The 15,746-nt window shown below is 59.3% G+C and carries 26 protein-coding genes; all 26 read left to right on the top strand.

Going from position 1 to position 15,746, the window contains the following annotated elements; genetic code table 11:
• Positions 1-5: 5 nt before the first annotated feature.
• The 26 genes from fusA (at position 6) to rpsM (ending at position 15,611) form a co-directional block, all read left to right on the top strand.
• Positions 6-2,096 (top strand): elongation factor G, encoded by a 2,091-nt coding sequence (gene fusA / locus AC2CHD_RS02570; RefSeq protein ID WP_484552483.1) that lies wholly within the window; start codon positions 6-8, stop codon positions 2,094-2,096.
• A 75-nt stretch (positions 2,097-2,171) separates the two neighbouring features.
• Positions 2,172-3,347, top strand: a complete 1,176-nt coding sequence (gene tuf, locus AC2CHD_RS02565; RefSeq protein WP_223004024.1) for an elongation factor Tu — start codon at positions 2,172-2,174, stop codon at positions 3,345-3,347.
• Positions 3,348-3,408: 61 nt separating this feature from the next.
• Complete coding sequence (gene rpsJ, locus AC2CHD_RS02560; protein ID WP_007009511.1) at positions 3,409-3,717, top strand: 30S ribosomal protein S10; 309 nt, start codon at positions 3,409-3,411, stop codon at positions 3,715-3,717.
• A gap of 84 nt (positions 3,718-3,801) precedes the next feature.
• Positions 3,802-4,524, top strand: coding sequence for a 50S ribosomal protein L3 (gene rplC / locus AC2CHD_RS02555; protein WP_007009512.1), 723 nt, complete (start codon positions 3,802-3,804; stop codon positions 4,522-4,524).
• The gene (gene rplD, locus AC2CHD_RS02550; protein WP_229446814.1) at positions 4,524-5,144 is read left to right on the top strand and encodes a 50S ribosomal protein L4; all 621 of its coding nucleotides are present in this window, start codon (positions 4,524-4,526) and stop codon (positions 5,142-5,144) included. The genes rplC and rplD overlap by 1 nt, the downstream gene beginning before the upstream one ends.
• Positions 5,141-5,434 (top strand): 50S ribosomal protein L23, encoded by a 294-nt coding sequence (locus tag AC2CHD_RS02545; RefSeq protein ID WP_007009515.1) that lies wholly within the window; start codon positions 5,141-5,143, stop codon positions 5,432-5,434. The genes rplD and AC2CHD_RS02545 overlap by 4 nt, the downstream gene beginning before the upstream one ends.
• Before the next feature lie 21 nt (positions 5,435-5,455).
• Complete coding sequence (rplB, locus tag AC2CHD_RS02540; RefSeq protein ID WP_229446815.1) at positions 5,456-6,292, top strand: 50S ribosomal protein L2; 837 nt, start codon at positions 5,456-5,458, stop codon at positions 6,290-6,292.
• A gap of 16 nt (positions 6,293-6,308) precedes the next feature.
• Positions 6,309-6,587, top strand: coding sequence for a 30S ribosomal protein S19 (gene rpsS, locus AC2CHD_RS02535; protein WP_009452531.1), 279 nt, complete (start codon positions 6,309-6,311; stop codon positions 6,585-6,587).
• A 2-nt stretch (positions 6,588-6,589) separates the two neighbouring features.
• Positions 6,590-6,979: a 50S ribosomal protein L22 gene (gene rplV, locus AC2CHD_RS02530; RefSeq protein ID WP_007009518.1), complete on the top strand. Its 390-nt coding sequence runs from the start codon at positions 6,590-6,592 to the stop codon at positions 6,977-6,979.
• A complete protein-coding gene (gene rpsC / locus AC2CHD_RS02525; protein WP_484552482.1) occupies positions 6,979-7,686 on the top strand; it encodes a 30S ribosomal protein S3 in 708 nt (235 codons plus the stop codon). Before rplV ends, rpsC begins: the two co-directional genes overlap by 1 nt.
• A 20-nt stretch (positions 7,687-7,706) precedes the next feature.
• Positions 7,707-8,120: a 50S ribosomal protein L16 gene (rplP, locus tag AC2CHD_RS02520; protein ID WP_229446816.1), complete on the top strand. Its 414-nt coding sequence runs from the start codon at positions 7,707-7,709 to the stop codon at positions 8,118-8,120.
• Positions 8,121-8,134: 14 nt separating this feature from the next.
• A complete protein-coding gene (gene rpmC / locus AC2CHD_RS02515) occupies positions 8,135-8,335 on the top strand; it encodes a 50S ribosomal protein L29 (RefSeq protein WP_229446817.1) in 201 nt (66 codons plus the stop codon).
• A gap of 11 nt (positions 8,336-8,346) precedes the next feature.
• Positions 8,347-8,589 carry a 30S ribosomal protein S17 gene (rpsQ, locus tag AC2CHD_RS02510; RefSeq protein WP_223020755.1) on the top strand — a complete coding sequence of 81 codons (243 nt, stop codon included), beginning with the start codon at positions 8,347-8,349 and terminating at the stop codon, positions 8,587-8,589.
• Between the two features lie 65 nt (positions 8,590-8,654).
• Positions 8,655-9,023, top strand: a complete 369-nt coding sequence (rplN, locus tag AC2CHD_RS02505; protein ID WP_007009523.1) for a 50S ribosomal protein L14 — start codon at positions 8,655-8,657, stop codon at positions 9,021-9,023.
• A gap of 12 nt (positions 9,024-9,035) precedes the next feature.
• The gene (gene rplX / locus AC2CHD_RS02500) at positions 9,036-9,350 is read left to right on the top strand and encodes a 50S ribosomal protein L24 (protein WP_007009524.1); all 315 of its coding nucleotides are present in this window, start codon (positions 9,036-9,038) and stop codon (positions 9,348-9,350) included.
• Entirely contained in the window at positions 9,343-9,900 is a 558-nt protein-coding gene (gene rplE / locus AC2CHD_RS02495; protein WP_229446818.1) for a 50S ribosomal protein L5, read from the top strand. Before rplX ends, rplE begins: the two co-directional genes overlap by 8 nt.
• A 27-nt stretch (positions 9,901-9,927) precedes the next feature.
• A complete protein-coding gene (rpsN, locus tag AC2CHD_RS02490; RefSeq protein ID WP_007009526.1) occupies positions 9,928-10,233 on the top strand; it encodes a 30S ribosomal protein S14 in 306 nt (101 codons plus the stop codon).
• Positions 10,234-10,245: 12 nt separating this feature from the next.
• The gene (gene rpsH, locus AC2CHD_RS02485) at positions 10,246-10,644 is read left to right on the top strand and encodes a 30S ribosomal protein S8 (protein WP_229446819.1); all 399 of its coding nucleotides are present in this window, start codon (positions 10,246-10,248) and stop codon (positions 10,642-10,644) included.
• A gap of 38 nt (positions 10,645-10,682) precedes the next feature.
• The gene (rplF, locus tag AC2CHD_RS02480) at positions 10,683-11,216 is read left to right on the top strand and encodes a 50S ribosomal protein L6 (RefSeq protein WP_007009529.1); all 534 of its coding nucleotides are present in this window, start codon (positions 10,683-10,685) and stop codon (positions 11,214-11,216) included.
• 11 nt (positions 11,217-11,227) lie between these two features.
• Complete coding sequence (gene rplR, locus AC2CHD_RS02475; protein WP_007009530.1) at positions 11,228-11,587, top strand: 50S ribosomal protein L18; 360 nt, start codon at positions 11,228-11,230, stop codon at positions 11,585-11,587.
• An 81-nt stretch (positions 11,588-11,668) separates the two neighbouring features.
• Positions 11,669-12,226, top strand: coding sequence for a 30S ribosomal protein S5 (gene rpsE / locus AC2CHD_RS02470; protein ID WP_484552481.1), 558 nt, complete (start codon positions 11,669-11,671; stop codon positions 12,224-12,226).
• Positions 12,227-12,292: 66 nt separating this feature from the next.
• Entirely contained in the window at positions 12,293-12,493 is a 201-nt protein-coding gene (gene rpmD / locus AC2CHD_RS02465) for a 50S ribosomal protein L30 (protein WP_484552480.1), read from the top strand.
• A gap of 19 nt (positions 12,494-12,512) precedes the next feature.
• Positions 12,513-12,989, top strand: coding sequence for a 50S ribosomal protein L15 (rplO, locus tag AC2CHD_RS02460; protein ID WP_484552479.1), 477 nt, complete (start codon positions 12,513-12,515; stop codon positions 12,987-12,989).
• Between the two features lie 132 nt (positions 12,990-13,121).
• The gene (gene secY / locus AC2CHD_RS02455) at positions 13,122-14,462 is read left to right on the top strand and encodes a preprotein translocase subunit SecY (protein ID WP_229446823.1); all 1,341 of its coding nucleotides are present in this window, start codon (positions 13,122-13,124) and stop codon (positions 14,460-14,462) included.
• On the top strand, positions 14,459-15,043 hold the full coding sequence (locus AC2CHD_RS02450) for an adenylate kinase (protein ID WP_484552478.1): 585 nt from the start codon (positions 14,459-14,461) through the stop codon (positions 15,041-15,043). The genes secY and AC2CHD_RS02450 overlap by 4 nt, the downstream gene beginning before the upstream one ends.
• Positions 15,044-15,242: 199 nt before the next feature.
• Positions 15,243-15,611 carry a 30S ribosomal protein S13 gene (gene rpsM / locus AC2CHD_RS02445; RefSeq protein ID WP_007009536.1) on the top strand — a complete coding sequence of 123 codons (369 nt, stop codon included), beginning with the start codon at positions 15,243-15,245 and terminating at the stop codon, positions 15,609-15,611.
• Positions 15,612-15,746 lie beyond the last annotated feature (135 nt).

Genomic DNA, 15,746 nt, shown 5'->3' with positions numbered 1-15,746 from the left:
CGACGATGTCCCGCGAATATAAGCTCGAAGACTACCGCAATTTCGGTATCATGGCGCATATCGACGCCGGCAAGACGACGACGACCGAGCGCATTCTTTTCTATACCGGCAAGTCTCACAAGATCGGCGAAGTGCACGACGGCGCTGCGACGATGGACTGGATGGAGCAGGAGCAGGAGCGCGGGATCACGATCACGTCTGCTGCCACGACCACCTTCTGGGAAGGCCGTGATGGCAAGAAGCGCCGCTTCAACATCATTGACACGCCCGGGCACGTCGACTTCACCATTGAAGTCGAGCGTTCGCTGCGCGTTCTCGATGGTGCTGTTGCTCTGCTCGATGCCAATGCCGGTGTTGAGCCGCAGACGGAAACCGTTTGGCGCCAGGCGGACAAGTACAAAGTCCCGCGCATGATCTTCTGTAACAAGATGGACAAGATCGGAGCCGACTTCTATCGTTCGGCCGAGATGGTCAAGACCCGTCTTGGTGCGCAGGCTGTTGTTATGCAGCTGCCGATCGGCGCTGAGAACGACTTCGCCGGCGTTGTCGACCTGATCGAAATGAAGGCGCTTGTCTGGCAGTCGGAGAATCTTGGCGCTGCTTGGGACGTCGTCGATATTCCGGCCGATCTTCAGGAGAAGGCGGAAGAATATCGCGAGATGCTCATCGAAGCCGCCGTTGAAATGGATGAGGCTGCGATGGAGCGTTATCTCGAAGGTGAAATGCCTTCGAATGACGAGATCCGCAAGCTGATCCGCAAGGGCACGATCGAGGTCAAGTTCTTCCCGATGTTCTGTGGCTCTGCCTTCAAGAACAAGGGCGTGCAGCCGCTGCTCGACGCCGTTGTCGACTTCCTGCCGTCGCCGCTCGATGTCCCCTCGATCAAGGGCATCGATCCGAAGACGGAAAGCGAAATCGCACGCAAGTCGTCGGATGAAGAGCCGCTTTCCATGCTGGCCTTCAAGATCATGAACGACCCCTTCGTTGGCTCGCTCACCTTCTGCCGCATCTATTCGGGTGTGCTGAACAAGGGTGCTTCGCTCGCCAACACGGTGAAGGACAAGCGTGAGCGCATCGGCCGCATGCTGCAGATGCACTCGAACTCCCGCTCCGACCTGGAAGTTGCTTATGCAGGCGACATTGTTGCTCTGGCCGGCCTCAAGGAGACCACGACGGGTGATACGCTTTGCGATCCCACGAAGCCGGTCATTCTGGAACGTATGGAGTTCCCGGATCCGGTGATCCAGATCGCGATCGAACCGAAGACCAAGGGCGACCAGGAAAAGATGGGCCTCGCGCTCAACCGCCTTGCTGCCGAGGATCCGTCCTTCCGCGTCAAATCCGACGAAGAATCCGGTCAGACCATCATTGCCGGCATGGGCGAGCTTCACCTCGACATCATCGTCGATCGCCTGAAGCGCGAGTTCAAGGTCGAGGCCAATGTTGGCGCACCGCAGGTTGCTTACCGTGAGACGATCACCCGCGAAGCGGAAGTCGACTACACGCACAAGAAGCAGTCCGGTGGTTCCGGCCAGTTCGCCCGCGTCAAGATTGTGTTCGCGCCGAACACCGAGAGCGAGGAATTCGAATTCGAATCCAAGATCGTCGGCGGTTCTGTTCCGAAAGAATACATTCCCGGCGTCCAGAAGGGCATCGAGAGCGTTCTTTCTTCCGGTCCGGTTGCAGGCTTCCCGATGCTCGGCGTGAAAGCAACGCTTATCGACGGTGCCTATCACGATGTTGACTCGTCGGTTCTGGCCTTCGAAATCGCTGCTCGCGCAGCATTCCGCGAAGGCGCACAGAAGGCTGGTGCACAGCTTCTCGAGCCGATCATGAAGGTCGAAGTCGTGACGCCGGAAGAGTATGTGGGCAGCATCATCGGTGACCTGAACGGGCGTCGTGGCCAGATCCAGGGCCAGGAAGCACGCGGCATTGCCACGGTGATCAACGCCATGGTGCCGCTGGCCAACATGTTCAAATACGTCGACACACTGCGTTCGATGTCTCAGGGCCGCGCCCAGTACACGATGCAGTTCGATCACTACGAGCCGGTTCCCAGCGCGGTGGCGCAGGAGATCCAGAAGAAATACGCGTAATCCGCTCAGACACGTTTGTTACGGATTCTCGAGAGTTGAAAGAGCCCGAACGGGCACAAGGAATGGAGAGCTCACATGGCCAAAGGTAAATTTGAGCGTACGAAGCCGCATGTGAACATCGGCACGATTGGTCACGTTGACCACGGCAAGACGTCATTGACGGCAGCGATCACGAAGTATTTCGGCGAGTTCCGCGCCTATGACCAGATTGATGGCGCTCCGGAAGAGAAGGCACGCGGCATCACCATTTCGACGGCTCACGTTGAGTATGAGACGGAAGCCCGTCACTATGCTCACGTGGACTGCCCCGGCCACGCCGACTATGTGAAGAACATGATCACGGGTGCGGCACAGATGGACGGCGCGATCCTGGTTGTTTCGGCAGCCGATGGCCCGATGCCGCAGACGCGCGAGCACATTCTTCTTGCCCGCCAGGTTGGCGTTCCGGCGATTGTGGTGTTCCTGAACAAGGTCGACCAGGTTGACGATGAGGAGCTTCTTGAGCTGGTGGAGCTCGAGGTTCGCGAGCTTCTTTCGTCCTACGACTTCCCGGGCGACGACATTCCGATCGTGAAGGGTTCGGCGCTTGCAGCTCTTGAAGACTCCAACAAGGAGATCGGCGAGGACGCGATCCGCAAGCTGATGGCCGAGGTTGACGCCTACATTCCGACGCCTGAGCGTCCGGTTGACCAGCCGTTCCTGATGCCGATCGAGGACGTGTTCTCGATTTCGGGTCGCGGCACGGTGGTGACGGGTCGCGTCGAGCGCGGCATCATCAAGGTTGGCGAGGAAATCGAGATTGTCGGCATCCGTCCGACGACGAAGACGACCTGCACGGGCGTTGAGATGTTCCGCAAGCTTCTGGATCAGGGCCAGGCTGGCGACAACATCGGTGCGCTTCTTCGCGGTGTCGAGCGTGAGGGTGTTGAGCGCGGTCAGGTTCTGGCCAAGCCGGGTTCGGTTACGCCGCACACGAAGTTCAAGGCAGAAGCCTACATCCTGACGAAGGAAGAGGGCGGCCGTCATACGCCGTTCTTCACGAACTACCGCCCGCAGTTCTACTTCCGTACGACGGACGTGACGGGCATCGTTCACCTTCCGGAAGGCACGGAGATGGTGATGCCGGGCGACAATGTGACGGTCGACGTCGAGCTGATCGTGCCGATCGCCATGGAAGAGAAGCTGCGCTTCGCTATCCGTGAAGGCGGCCGCACCGTCGGTGCCGGCATCGTCGCATCGATCACTGAGTAAGAACGGCAACCTTCCGACGCGGCGCGGTTACCCGCGTCGCAGCGGAACAAGGAAGTGACACATGAACGGACAGAATATCCGTATCCGCCTCAAGGCGTTTGATCATCGCGTTCTTGATGCCTCGACGCGGGAAATCGTGTCTACGGCGAAACGCACGGGCGCGAACGTGCGCGGCCCGGTGCCGCTGCCCACGCGCATCGAGAAGTTTACTGTGAACCGGTCTCCTCACATCGACAAGAAGAGCCGCGAGCAGTTTGAGATGCGCACCCACAAGCGGCTGCTCGACATTGTCGATCCGACGCCGCAGACGGTCGACGCGCTGATGAAGCTCGACCTCGCTGCTGGTGTGGATGTCGAGATCAAGCTCTAGGGCGCAAGACAAAAAGTCAGGAACCCGAGCCTCTGTCCGTGACAACGGGTGAGGGGCTGGGAACCCCGAAAGGAAATCGAACCGATGCGTTCAGGTGTTATCGCACAAAAGATCGGTATGACACGCGTCTACAACGAAGCGGGCGAGCATGTGCCCGTGACGGTTCTGCGCATGGAGAACTGTCAGGTCGTTGCGCAGCGTACCGAGGAGAAGAACGGCTATACGGCTGTTCAGCTTGGCGTTGGACTGGCCAAGGTGAAGAACACGTCGAAGGCGCTGCGCGGCCATTTCGCGACCGCTTCCGTCGAGCCTAAGGCCAAGGTGGCCGAGTTCCGTGTGTCGCCCGACAACCTTCTGGATGTCGGCGCCGAGATCACGGTCGAGCATTTCGTCCCCGGCCAGAAGGTCGATGTGACGGGCACCTCGATCGGTAAGGGCTTCCAGGGTGTCATGAAGCGCCACAATTTCGGTGGTGGCCGTGCAACCCATGGTAACTCGGTTTCGCACCGTTCGCATGGTTCGACCGGTCAGCGCCAGGACCCCGGCAAGGTGTTCAAGGGCAAGAAGATGGCCGGGCACATGGGCGCGCATCGCGTGACCACGCAGAACCTGGAGATCGTCTCTACCGACACCGAGCGTGGCCTTATTCTGGTCCGCGGTGCCGTTCCCGGTTCCAAGGGTGCTTGGATTACAGTGCGTGACGCCGTTAAGGCTCCGCTGCCAGACAATGTGCCGATGCCGGCCGCTATCCGTAGCAATGGCGCTGCAAAGGCTGAAGAAGCTGCCGCCACCGAGGGGGCTGAATAATGGACATTAAAGTTACGACCCTCGCAGGCAAGGATGCCGGGAAGCTGAAGATCTCGGATGAGATTTTCGGTCTGGACCCCCGCGAAGACATCCTGCACCGCGTTGTGCGCTGGCAGCTTGCCAAGAAGCAGCAGGGCACACACAAGACCAAGGGACGCTCGGAGATCGCGCGTACCGGCGCGAAAATGTACCGTCAGAAGGGTACGGGTCGCGCGCGTCACTCTTCGGCTCGTGTGCCTCAGTTCCGCGGCGGTGGCCGTGCTCATGGTCCGGTCGTTCGCGACCACAGCCACGATCTTCCCAAGAAGGTTCGTGCGCTCGGCCTTAAGCATGCCCTGTCGGCCAAGGCGAAGGACTCCAGCCTCATCATTATTGATGATCTGGCACTCGCCGACGGCAAGACGAAGTCCCTGGTGGAGAGCTTCGCCAAGCTCGGCCTGAGCAACGCTCTGCTGATCGGTGGCGCCGAAGTCGATGCCGGCTTCAAGCGCGCTGCCCAAAACATCGCCAACATCGACGTTCTGCCGGTGCAGGGCATCAATGTTTACGACATTCTGCGCCGCGGCACGCTGGTCCTTTCCAAGGCCGCCGTCGAGGCCCTTGAGGAGCGTTTCAAATGACGGAGCTTCGCCACTATGACGTGATCGTCAGCCCGGCGATCACCGAGAAATCGACAATGGCGTCGGAAAACAACCAGGTGGTCTTCAATGTGGACCGCAAGGCGACGAAGCCGGAAATCAAGGCTGCTGTCGAGGCGCTCTTTGGCGTCAAGGTGACCGGCGTCAATACGCTTGTTCGCAAGGGCAAGGTGAAGCGTTTTCGCGGAACGATTGGCCGCCAGAGCGACGTGAAGAAAGCGATCGTCACGCTGGCCGAAGGTCATTCCATCGACATCGCGACTGGCCTCTAATCGGGCGGCGAGGAAGAGACAATGGCACTGAAGAAGTTTAAACCGGTAACCCCAGGCCAGCGCCAGCTGGTCATCGTTGACCGCTCCGGCCTTCACAAGGGCAAGCCCGTTAAGGGCCTGACCCAGGGTCTGACGGGCAAGGGCGGCCGCAACAACACGGGTCGCATCACCGCTCGCTTTCAGGGTGGTGGTCACAAGCGCACCTACCGTCTGATTGACTTCAAGCGTCGCAAGCTTGATATCTCGGCGACGGTGGAGCGTATCGAGTACGATCCCAACCGTACGGCGTTCATCGCGCTGGTGCGTTACGAAGACGGCGAGCTGTCCTACATCCTCGCTCCGCAGCGTCTGGCTGCCGGCGATAAGATCATCGCCAGCGACAAGGCGGTCGACGTAAAGCCGGGCAATGCGATGCCGCTCGCGGCGATGCCCATCGGCACGATCGTGCACAATGTCGAGATGAAGCCCGAGAAGGGCGGTCAGATCGCACGCTCAGCCGGCGCATATGTTCAGCTCGTCGGCCGTGACCAGGGTATGGCGATCCTTCGCCTCAATTCGGGCGAACAGCGCCTGGTGTCTGGTCGTTGCTTTGCAACCGTCGGCGCGGTGTCCAACCCCGACCATGGCAATGTCAGCCTGGGCAAGGCCGGTCGCAAGCGCTGGATGGGCAAACGCCCGCACAACCGCGGCGTCGTCATGAACCCGGTCGATCACCCCCATGGTGGTGGTGAAGGCCGTACCTCCGGTGGCCGTCACCCTGTGTCGCCCTGGGGCAAACCCACAAAGGGCATGAAGACCCGGTCGAACAAGTCGACCGACAAGTTCATCATGCGCTCGCGCCACAAGCGCAAGAGCTAAGGAAAGGTAGCGGCAAGTGTCCCGTTCAGTCTGGAAAGGCCCCTTCGTCGACGGCTATCTTCTGAAGAAGGCCGAGAAGGTGCGCGATAGCGGCCGTAACGAGGTCATCAAGATGTGGAGCCGTCGCTCCACCATTCTGCCCCAGTTCGTGGGTTTGACCTTCGGTGTTTACAACGGCCAAAAACACATTCCCGTTTCCGTCTCCGAGGAGATGGTCGGTCACAAGTTTGGTGAATTTGCTCCGACCCGCACCTATTACGGCCATGGGGCGGACAAGAAGGCAAAGAGGAAATAACGATGGGCAAGGCCAAAGCGCCGCGCAGGCTTGCTGACAATGAGGCCCGTGCCGTATTGCGCACGATCCGCGTCAGCCCGCAGAAGCTGAACCTCGTTGCTGCGATGATCCGCGGCAAGAAGGTGGCGACTGCGCTCGCCGACCTGGAGTTTTCGCGCAAGCGGATCGCCGAAACCGTCAAGAAGACGCTGGAATCGGCAATTGCGAATGCGGAAAACAATCACGACCTGGACGTGGATGCGCTGGTCGTGGCCGAAGCCCATGTCGGTAAGTCGATCGTCATGAAGCGGTTCCATGCGCGTGGTCGTGGCCGCGCCAGCCGCATCGAGAAGCCATTTTCACATCTGACGATTGTCGTGCGTGAAGTGGAAGAGAAAGTGGAGGCCGCCTGATGGGTCAGAAAATCAATCCGATCGGGTTCCGTCTCGGTATCAACCGCACGTGGGACTCTCGTTGGTACGCCAATGACGGCGAGTACGGCGATCTGCTGCACGAGGATTTCAAGATCCGCAACTATATCGAGAAGGAGCTGAAGCAGGCTGCCATCTCGAAGGTCGTGATCGAACGTCCGCACAAGAAGTTCCGCGTGACCATTCACTCTGCGCGTCCGGGCCTGATCATCGGCAAGAAGGGTGCGGACATCGAGAAGCTGCGCCGCAAGGTCTCGCAGATGACGAATGCGGAAACGCATTTGAACATCGTCGAGGTCCGCAAGCCGGAGATCGATGCCACGCTGATCGCTCAGTCGATCGCTCAGCAGCTCGAGCGCCGTGTGGCTTTCCGCCGTGCCATGAAGCGTGCCGTCCAGTCGGCCATGCGTCTTGGTGCCGAGGGCATCCGTATCAACTGTGCGGGTCGTCTTGGCGGTGCGGAAATCGCCCGCATGGAATGGTACCGCGAGGGCCGTGTTCCGCTGCACACGCTGCGCGCCGATGTCGATTATGGCACGGCCGAAGCAAAAACCGCTTATGGCATTTGCGGCGTCAAGGTCTGGGTCTTCAAGGGCGAGATCCTTGAGCATGATCCGATGGCTTCCGAGCGCCGTGCCACCGAGGGTGACCAGGGCGGTAGCAGCAACCGGCGTCGCGAGAACGCTTAGGAATTTTGGAGTAGAGAACGATGCTGCAACCAAAGCGCACAAAGTTCCGCAAGCAGTTCAAGGGCCGTATCCACGGCGCTGCCAAGGGCGGCACGGAACTCAACTTCGGGTCCTTCGGTTTGAAGGCGCTCGAGCCGGAGCGCGTTACTGCGCGCCAGATTGAAGCGGCCCGCCGCGCGATCACACGCTACATGAAGCGTCAGGGTCGCGTCTGGATCCGCATTTTCCCGGACGTCCCGGTCACGTCGAAGCCGACCGAAGTTCGTATGGGTAAGGGCAAGGGCTCCGTTGACTATTGGGCCTGCCGTGTTAAGCCCGGCCGCGTCATGTTTGAGATCGATGGCGTTGGTGCAGACATTGCGCGTGAAGCGCTGCGTCTGGGCGCTGCAAAGCTGCCGGTCAAGACGCGCTTCGTGCAGCGTATTGCAGAGTAGGAAAGGCGAACGCTATGAAGGCTGTTGATGTCAGGGCGATGACGCCGGACCAGCTCAACGATGAGCTGACAAAACTCAAGAAAGAGCAGTTCAACCTCCGCTTCCAGAAAGCGACCGGACAGCTCGAGAAAACCGCGCGCGTGAAAGAAATCCGTAGGGATATTGCGCGCATTAAGACAATCGCGGCCGAGAAGTCGGCCGGCAGCAAGGCCTGAGGACAGCGAACATGCCAAAGCGCGTTTTGCAGGGCACCGTGGTGAGCGACAAGAACGACAAGACCGTTGTCGTCCGTGTCGAGCGTCGCTTTACCCATCCGATGATGAAAAAGACGGTGCGTATGTCCAAGAAGTACAAGGCGCATGACGAAGAGAATGCGTGCAAGGTCGGCGATGTGGTCATGATTCAGGAGACCGCGCCGATTTCGAAGGACAAAAATTGGGTCGTCCTCAAAGACGCCCAGGCACAATAAACATTGAAATTGCCGGGAAGCGGAGTATCTGAGCCGCTTTCCATTGAACGAGAAGGCGGCCAGTCATGATTCAGATGCAAACAAACCTCGATGTGGCGGACAATTCCGGCGCCCGTCGTGTCATGTGCATCAAGGTGCTTGGCGGTTCGAAGCGGAAGTATGCCTCCGTGGGCGACATCATTGTCGTTTCCGTGAAAGAGGCGATCCCGCGCGGCCGCGTAAAGAAGGGCGACGTGATGAAGGCGGTTGTTGTGCGCACGGCGAAGGACATTCGCCGCGCTGACGGCAGCGTCATCCGTTTCGACAAGAACGCAGCTGTTCTCGTCGACAACAAGAAAGAGCCCGTCGGCACGCGTATTTTCGGACCGGTTCCGCGCGAGCTTCGCGCCAAAAACCACATGAAAATCATTTCGCTCGCGCCGGAAGTGCTCTAGGAGGCCGGGGATATGCAGAAGATTAAAAAAGGCGACAACGTCGTCGTGCTCGCCGGCAAGGACAAGGGCCGCACCGGCGAAGTGGTGAAGGTGATGCCGAAGGAAGACAAGGCGCTCGTGCGCGGTGTCAACCTGGTTCGCCGCCATCAGAAGCAGTCCGCTCAGGCAGAGGGCGGCATCATTACGAAGGAAGCGCCAATCCACCTGTCGAACCTGGCGCTGGCCGACCCAAAGGATGGCAAGCCGACCCGCGTTGGCTTCAAGGTCCAGGAAGACGGCAAGAAGGTGCGCGTGGCAAAGCGCTCTGGAGAATTGATCGATGGCTAATGCTCAGTACCAGCCGCGCTGGAAGAAGAAGTATGATGAGGTGATCCGTAAGGAACTCCTCGATACTTTCAAGTACGAGAACGAGATGCAGGTGCCGCGCATCGACAAAATCGTCATCAACATGGGTGTTGGCGAGGCGACGGGCGATTCCAAGAAGCCGACTTCGGCTGCTGAGGATCTTGCCAAAATCGCCGGTCAGAAGCCGGTCATCACCCGTGCTTCGAAGTCGATCGCCGGTTTCAAGGTGCGCGAGGGCATGCCGCTCGGCGCCAAGGTGACGCTCCGCAAGGACCGCATGTATGAGTTTCTGGACCGCCTCGTGACGATCGCGCTTCCGCGCGTCCGCGACTTTCGCGGTCTGAACCCGAAGAGCTTTGACGGCCGTGGCAACTTCGCCATGGGCCTGAAGGAGCATATCGTGTTCCCCGAGATCAACTATGATCAGGTCGATCAGATTTGGGGAATGGACATCATCGTTTGTACGACTGCAAAAACCGACGACGAAGCGCGGGCCTTGCTCAAGGCCTTTAACTTCCCGTTCCGGCAGTAACGGCAGGCGAGAAGAAGGACACTTTAAATGGCAAAAGTCAGCGCAGTCGAAAAGAACAAGCGTCGACGCAAGATGGTCGATCGCTACGCTGCAAAGCGCGCAGAGCTCAAGGCGATCGTCAAGGATCAGTCCAAGCCGATCGAGGAGCGCTTCCAGGCGCAGCTCAAGCTTGCTGCTCTCCCGCGCAACTCGTCCAAGACGCGTATCCGCAACCGTTGCGATGTGACCGGGCGTCCGCGTGCGTATTACCGCAAGCTTAAGATGTCGCGTGTCGCGCTGCGTGAACTGGGCAATAACGGGCTCATCCCGGGCCTGGTCAAGTCGAGCTGGTAAGGGGTAAGAACGATGTCCGTGAATGATCCGCTCGGCGATATGCTGACCCGTATCCGCAACGCCATCGGCCGCAACAAGCCGAAGGTTTCTACGCCGGCTTCGCGTCTGCGTGCCCGTGTGCTCGATGTTCTCAAGGCCGAAGGGTATATCCGCGATTATAGCCAGGTCGACTATGACAATGGCAAGTCCGAGATCGAAATCGAGCTGAAATATGCCGAAGGTGGCTCCGTGATCCGCGAGATCGCGCGTGTTTCGAAGCCGGGCCGTCGCGTGTATGTGTCGGTGAAATCCATCCCGCAGGTCGCCAACGGTCTCGGTATCGCCATCCTTTCAACGCCCAAGGGCGTGATGGCTGATCACGAGGCGCGCGAACAGAATGTGGGCGGCGAGGTGCTCTGCCAGATCTTCTGATCCGGCAGCAGGCATACGCAAAGAACGAGGGCAGACAAATGTCTCGCATTGGCAAAAAGCCGGTCCCGGTTCCACAGGGTGTTACTGCCCAGGTCGAGGGCCAGACCGTGACGGCCAAGGGGCCGAAGGGTGAACTGAAGTTCGTCGTCAACGACGAAGTTTTGGTGAAGCTTGAGAACGACGCAATCGCTGTTGACCCGCGCGATCAGTCCAAGGACGCTCGCTCCAAATGGGGCATGTCGCGCACGCAGATCGCCAACATCCTTCAGGGCGTGAAGGACGGTTTCGAGAAGCGTCTTGAGATCAATGGCGTCGGTTACCGTGCTGCGATGCAGGGAAAAAACCTGCAGCTTTCGCTTGGCTATAGCCACGAAGTGATTTACGAGGCTCCGGAAGGAATCAGCATCAGCTGTCCGAAGCCGACCGAAATCGTCATCGCAGGCATCGACAAGCAGGTTGTCGGTCAGGTAGCGGCTGAGATTCGCAAGAAGCGTGGCCCCGAGCCGTACAAGGGCAAGGGCGTCAAATATGCGGACGAGACGATCGTTCGCAAAGAAGGCAAGAAGAAGTAGGAACTCGAACCATGGTCTCGAAAGTCTCCGTCAAGCGGCGTGCGGGACGTGTTCGCCGGAAGATCAAGGCGGTCTCCAATGGCCAGCCCCGTCTTTCGGTCTACCGTTCCTCCAAGAACATCTATGTCCAGGTTATCGACGACGCCAAGGGCCATACGCTCGCGGCTGCTTCGACCCTGGACAAGGACCTCAAGGGTCAGATCAAGACTGGTGCCGATTCCGCTGCTGCTGCCGCCGTTGGCAAGCTGGTTGCAGAACGCGCCAAGAAGGCAGGCGTAGAGGAAGTGGTCTTCGACCGCGGCCCCTATCTCTTTCACGGTCGCGTCAAGGCTCTGGCCGATGCCGCCCGCGAAGGTGGCCTGAAATTCTAAACCGTTCGGGCGCTTCCGAAGGAAGCGCCCGAATTATCATTTTCAACCCCGTGCTTCCGGAAAAGAACAAGGAAAAGGGCAATGGCACAAGGACGTAGGGACGATCGCCGCGAGCGTGAAGAGCGCGACAGCGAATTCGTCGACAAGCTTGTACATATCAATCGCGTCGCCAAGGTGGTGAAGGGTGGCCGTCGTTTCGGTTTTGCCGCACTCGTCGTGGTCGGCGATCAGAAAGGCCGTGTTGGCTTCGGTCATGGCAAGGCACGCGAAGTGCCGGAGGCCATCCGCAAGGCGACCGAGAGCGCCAAGCGTGAGATGGTTTTCGTTCCGCTGCGCGGGGGCCGTACGCTGCATCACGATGTTTCGGGCCGTCATGGCGCCGGTCGTGTTCTCCTGCGCGCCGCGAAGCCTGGTACCGGCATCATCGCCGGTGGTCCGATGCGCGCCGTCTTCGAGACGCTCGGCGTTCAGGACGTGGTGGCCAAGTCGCTCGGCTCATCGAATCCCTACAACATGGTTCGTGCCACTTTCGATGCCCTGAAGCATCAGTTGCATCCCAAGGACGTTGCTGCCCAGCGCGGCATTAAATATTCCACGCTCCAGGCGCGCCGCGGCGCTGCTGCAGGCAGCGAGGAATAAGGATCACGGCAGATCGGCTCGTTTTTCAACGGGCTTTGATCGCCAGGTTTGCAAGGATTGATGAAAATGGCAGAAAAGAAGAAGGGCAAGACGGTCACCGTCGAACAGATCGGCAGCCCGATCCGCCGCCCGGCCAACCAGCGCCTGACGCTGATCGGCCTTGGTTTGAACAAGATGCACCGCCGTTCCACGCTTGAGGACACGCCGTCCGTGCGCGGCATGATCGCGTCGGTGCAACATCTCGTCCGCGTCGTGGACGAGGCCTGAGGATCCCAGGAGCGATATTATGAAACTGAACGAACTCAGGGATAAAGAAGGCGCCACCAAGTCGCGCAAGCGCGTCGGGCGTGGCATCGGTTCGGGCACCGGCAAGACCGGTGGCCGCGGCGTGAAGGGCCAGAAGTCACGCTCGGGCGTGTCGATCAACGGCTTCGAGGGTGGTCAGATGCCACTCTATCGCCGTCTGCCCAAGCGCGGCTTCAAGAACATCTTTGGCAACGACTTCAATGAAGTGTCGCTCGGCCGCATTCAGGCCGCGATCGATGCCAAGAAGCTTGATGGCAAGGCTGTTATCGATGTGGCAGCTCTGGTCTCTGCCGGTGTTCTGCGCCGTGCAAAGGATGGTGTTCGCGTCCTCAGCGACGGTGAACTGAAGACCAAGGTCACGCTCGAGGTCGCCGGTGCCTCCAAGGCTGCTGTCGAGAAAATCGAGAAGGCCGGCGGAACGGTCAAACTCCTTGAAGCAGCGGCCAAGGCCGGGTAATCCGATCCACAGGCGGCGGGCGATTGTCCGCCGCTTGCATCTATGCCTGTCAGACCCTATTTCGGGTTTTCGACAACGTGTGCCCGTATCGATTCGATAATCTGCGGGGCATGACGAAGCGGAGAATTCTTCATGGCATCGGCAGCGGAACAGCTTGCGTCCAATCTCAATTTCGCGGCCTTCGCGAAGGCTGAGGATCTCAAGAAACGCATCTGGTTCACGCTCGGGGCGTTGCTGGTTTACCGGCTGGGCACCTATATCCCGATGCCAGGCATCAATCCGGATGCTTTCGCTCAGGCTTTTCAGCAGCAGTCTGGCGGTGTTCTGGGCATGTTCAACATGTTCGCCGGTGGCGCCGTGGAGCGCATGGCGATCTTTGCCCTCGGCATCATGCCGTATATTTCCGCCTCCATCATTATGCAGCTCATGACGTCGGTCGTCCCGTCGCTCGAGCAGCTGAAGAAGGAAGGTGAGCAGGGCCGCAAGGTCATCAACCAGTATACACGCTACGGCACGGTCATTCTCGCGACGGTTCAGGCCTACGGCATTGCCGTGGGATTGGAAGGCGGCGCGAACATCGTTGCTGATCCGGGCTGGTTCTTCCGCATTTCCGCCGTCATCACGCTTGTCGGCGGCACCATGTTCCTGATGTGGCTGGGTGAGCAGATCACCGCTCGCGGCATCGGTAACGGCATCTCTCTCATCATTTTCTCTGGCATTGTCGCTGGTCTGCCTTCTGCCATCGGCGGCACGCTTGAGCTTGGCCGCACTGGCGCGCTGTCGACCGGCCTCATCCTCGCGATCATTGTTCTGGTCGTTGCGGTGATTGCCGTGATCGTGTTCTTCGAGCGCGCCCAGCGCCGCCTTCTGATCCAGTATCCCAAGCGCCAGGTCGGAAACCGCATGTTCCAGGGCGACACGTCGCACCTGCCGCTCAAGCTCAACACGGCCGGTGTGATCCCGCCGATCTTCGCTTCGTCGCTTCTGCTGCTGCCTGCAACTGTCGCCGGTTTCTCCGACACGACACAGCTTCCTGGCTGGGCGTCCACCATGTTGGCCTCTCTGGGCCATGGTCAGCCGCTGTTCATGTTTCTCTACGCGGCGCTGATTGCATTCTTCGCCTTCTTCTACACGGCCATCGTGTTCAATCCGAAGGATACGGCCGACCAGTTGAAGAAGCATTCGGGCTTCATTCCGGGCTACCGTCCTGGCGAGCGCACGGCAGAATATATCGACTATGTTTTGACGCGTATCACCGTTATCGGTGCCATCTATCTTGTCTTGATCTGCCTTCTGCCGGAGTTCTTGATTTCGGCCACCGGCGTTCCCTTCTATCTCGGCGGCACGTCTCTGCTGATCGTGGTGAGCGTTACGCTCGACACTGTTGCCCAGATGCAGGGGCATCTGATTGCCCATCAGTATGAAGGGCTGATCAAGAAATCCAAATTGCGTGGGGGTAAGAGGGGACGATGAGGCTTATACTTCTTGGACCGCCGGGAGCGGGTAAGGGCACGCAGGCCCAGCGGCTGGTCGAGAAGCACGGCGTTCCGCAACTCTCCACGGGTGACATGTTGCGGGCCGCGGTTGCAGCCGGAACGGAAGTCGGCAAGCGCGCGAAAGCCGTGATGGATGCCGGGGAGCTGGTGTCGGACGAGATCGTCAACGCGATCGTTGCAGAACGTATCGATCAGCCCGACTGCGCGAACGGTTTTATTCTCGACGGATATCCGCGAACTCTTGCGCAGGCTGATGCCGTTGAGGCGATGCTGGCCGAACGCGAAGTCAAGCTCGATGCGACCATTGAGCTTGTGGTCGACGACGCGGCTCTGGTGGGGCGTATCGAAAAGCGTGCGCAGGATGCCATTGCTGCCGGCCAGACGCCGCGCAAGGATGATAATGCTGCGGTTTTCGACGAGCGCCTGCGCGAATACTACAAAAAGACTGCAGCGCTGATTGGCTATTATCATGCCAAGGGTTTCCTGCGGCGGGTCGATGGGATGAAGACCATCGATGAGGTGACAGCAGAGATCGAGCAGGTCCTCGCTTCACTTTAGGCCGAAGCGTTCTTCGGCAGTGCTTGACTGCGTGGTGTTTATCGACTAATGCCACTCGGTCTCCTGATCGAACGTAACGTTGGTCGGGCCGTCAGGCTCGGCCATCTTGTTTGTAGGAACAATCATCTCCCGCAAGGGCCGGCCTCCACCGGACGCGGGCAAACGAAGCGCCGGGGAACCGGCTCACATGGAGAAGAAGATGGCCCGTATTGCAGGCGTCAATATTCCGACCAACAAGCGCGTTGTTATTGCGCTTCAGTATATCCACGGTATCGGTCCGAAGACCGCCGGGGATATCGTCAAGCAGGTCAACATCCCGCTCGAGCGCCGCGTCAGCGAGCTTACCGATGCCGAGATCCTCGCCATCCGCGAGACGATCGATCGCGACCTGCGCGTTGAGGGTGATCTTCGCCGCGAAGTTTCGATGAATATCAAGCGTCTGATGGACCTGGGCTGCTATCGCGGCCTGCGTCACCGTCGTTCGCTTCCGGTCCGCGGTCAGCGCACGCACACCAATGCACGCACCCGCAAGGGCCCTGCCAAGGCAATCGCCGGCAAGAAGAAGTAATTGAGTGAGTAGCGAATAGCGAATAGCGAATAGAAGCCGATCTTGTTTCTACCCGCTACTCGCTAACCACTATTCGCTTCTCCAGGTGGAGCCGCTGGTGTTACGGCGGTGTAGAGATCGACTGAAAGGAAGATT

It is taken from the genome of Nitratireductor sp. ATLC21 (genome assembly GCF_057196525.1).
Note: the sequence above shows the minus strand (reverse complement) of the source record. Positions and strands in the feature narration are given on the sequence as shown.

Excerpts from the sequence above, each read along its gene's own strand:
- fusA (WP_484552483.1), top strand. The coding sequence starts at position 6 with ATGTCCCGCGAATATAAGCTCGAAGACTACCGCAATTTCGGTATCATG.
- tuf (WP_223004024.1), top strand. The coding sequence starts at position 2,172 with ATGGCCAAAGGTAAATTTGAGCGTACGAAGCCGCATGTGAACATCGGC.
- rpsJ (WP_007009511.1), top strand. The coding sequence starts at position 3,409 with ATGAACGGACAGAATATCCGTATCCGCCTCAAGGCGTTTGATCATCGC.
- rplC (WP_007009512.1), top strand. The coding sequence starts at position 3,802 with ATGCGTTCAGGTGTTATCGCACAAAAGATCGGTATGACACGCGTCTAC.
- rplD (WP_229446814.1), top strand. The coding sequence starts at position 4,524 with ATGGACATTAAAGTTACGACCCTCGCAGGCAAGGATGCCGGGAAGCTG.
- AC2CHD_RS02545 (WP_007009515.1), top strand. The coding sequence starts at position 5,141 with ATGACGGAGCTTCGCCACTATGACGTGATCGTCAGCCCGGCGATCACC.
- rplB (WP_229446815.1), top strand. The coding sequence starts at position 5,456 with ATGGCACTGAAGAAGTTTAAACCGGTAACCCCAGGCCAGCGCCAGCTG.
- rplV (WP_007009518.1), top strand. The coding sequence starts at position 6,590 with ATGGGCAAGGCCAAAGCGCCGCGCAGGCTTGCTGACAATGAGGCCCGT.
- rpsC (WP_484552482.1), top strand. The coding sequence starts at position 6,979 with ATGGGTCAGAAAATCAATCCGATCGGGTTCCGTCTCGGTATCAACCGC.
- rplP (WP_229446816.1), top strand. The coding sequence starts at position 7,707 with ATGCTGCAACCAAAGCGCACAAAGTTCCGCAAGCAGTTCAAGGGCCGT.
- rpmC (WP_229446817.1), top strand. The coding sequence starts at position 8,135 with ATGAAGGCTGTTGATGTCAGGGCGATGACGCCGGACCAGCTCAACGAT.
- rpsQ (WP_223020755.1), top strand. The coding sequence starts at position 8,347 with ATGCCAAAGCGCGTTTTGCAGGGCACCGTGGTGAGCGACAAGAACGAC.
- rplN (WP_007009523.1), top strand. The coding sequence starts at position 8,655 with ATGATTCAGATGCAAACAAACCTCGATGTGGCGGACAATTCCGGCGCC.
- rplX (WP_007009524.1), top strand. The coding sequence starts at position 9,036 with ATGCAGAAGATTAAAAAAGGCGACAACGTCGTCGTGCTCGCCGGCAAG.
- rplE (WP_229446818.1), top strand. The coding sequence starts at position 9,343 with ATGGCTAATGCTCAGTACCAGCCGCGCTGGAAGAAGAAGTATGATGAG.
- rpsN (WP_007009526.1), top strand. The coding sequence starts at position 9,928 with ATGGCAAAAGTCAGCGCAGTCGAAAAGAACAAGCGTCGACGCAAGATG.
- rpsH (WP_229446819.1), top strand. The coding sequence starts at position 10,246 with ATGTCCGTGAATGATCCGCTCGGCGATATGCTGACCCGTATCCGCAAC.
- rplF (WP_007009529.1), top strand. The coding sequence starts at position 10,683 with ATGTCTCGCATTGGCAAAAAGCCGGTCCCGGTTCCACAGGGTGTTACT.
- rplR (WP_007009530.1), top strand. The coding sequence starts at position 11,228 with ATGGTCTCGAAAGTCTCCGTCAAGCGGCGTGCGGGACGTGTTCGCCGG.
- rpsE (WP_484552481.1), top strand. The coding sequence starts at position 11,669 with ATGGCACAAGGACGTAGGGACGATCGCCGCGAGCGTGAAGAGCGCGAC.
- rpmD (WP_484552480.1), top strand. The coding sequence starts at position 12,293 with ATGGCAGAAAAGAAGAAGGGCAAGACGGTCACCGTCGAACAGATCGGC.
- rplO (WP_484552479.1), top strand. The coding sequence starts at position 12,513 with ATGAAACTGAACGAACTCAGGGATAAAGAAGGCGCCACCAAGTCGCGC.
- secY (WP_229446823.1), top strand. The coding sequence starts at position 13,122 with ATGGCATCGGCAGCGGAACAGCTTGCGTCCAATCTCAATTTCGCGGCC.
- AC2CHD_RS02450 (WP_484552478.1), top strand. The coding sequence starts at position 14,459 with ATGAGGCTTATACTTCTTGGACCGCCGGGAGCGGGTAAGGGCACGCAG.
- rpsM (WP_007009536.1), top strand. The coding sequence starts at position 15,243 with ATGGCCCGTATTGCAGGCGTCAATATTCCGACCAACAAGCGCGTTGTT.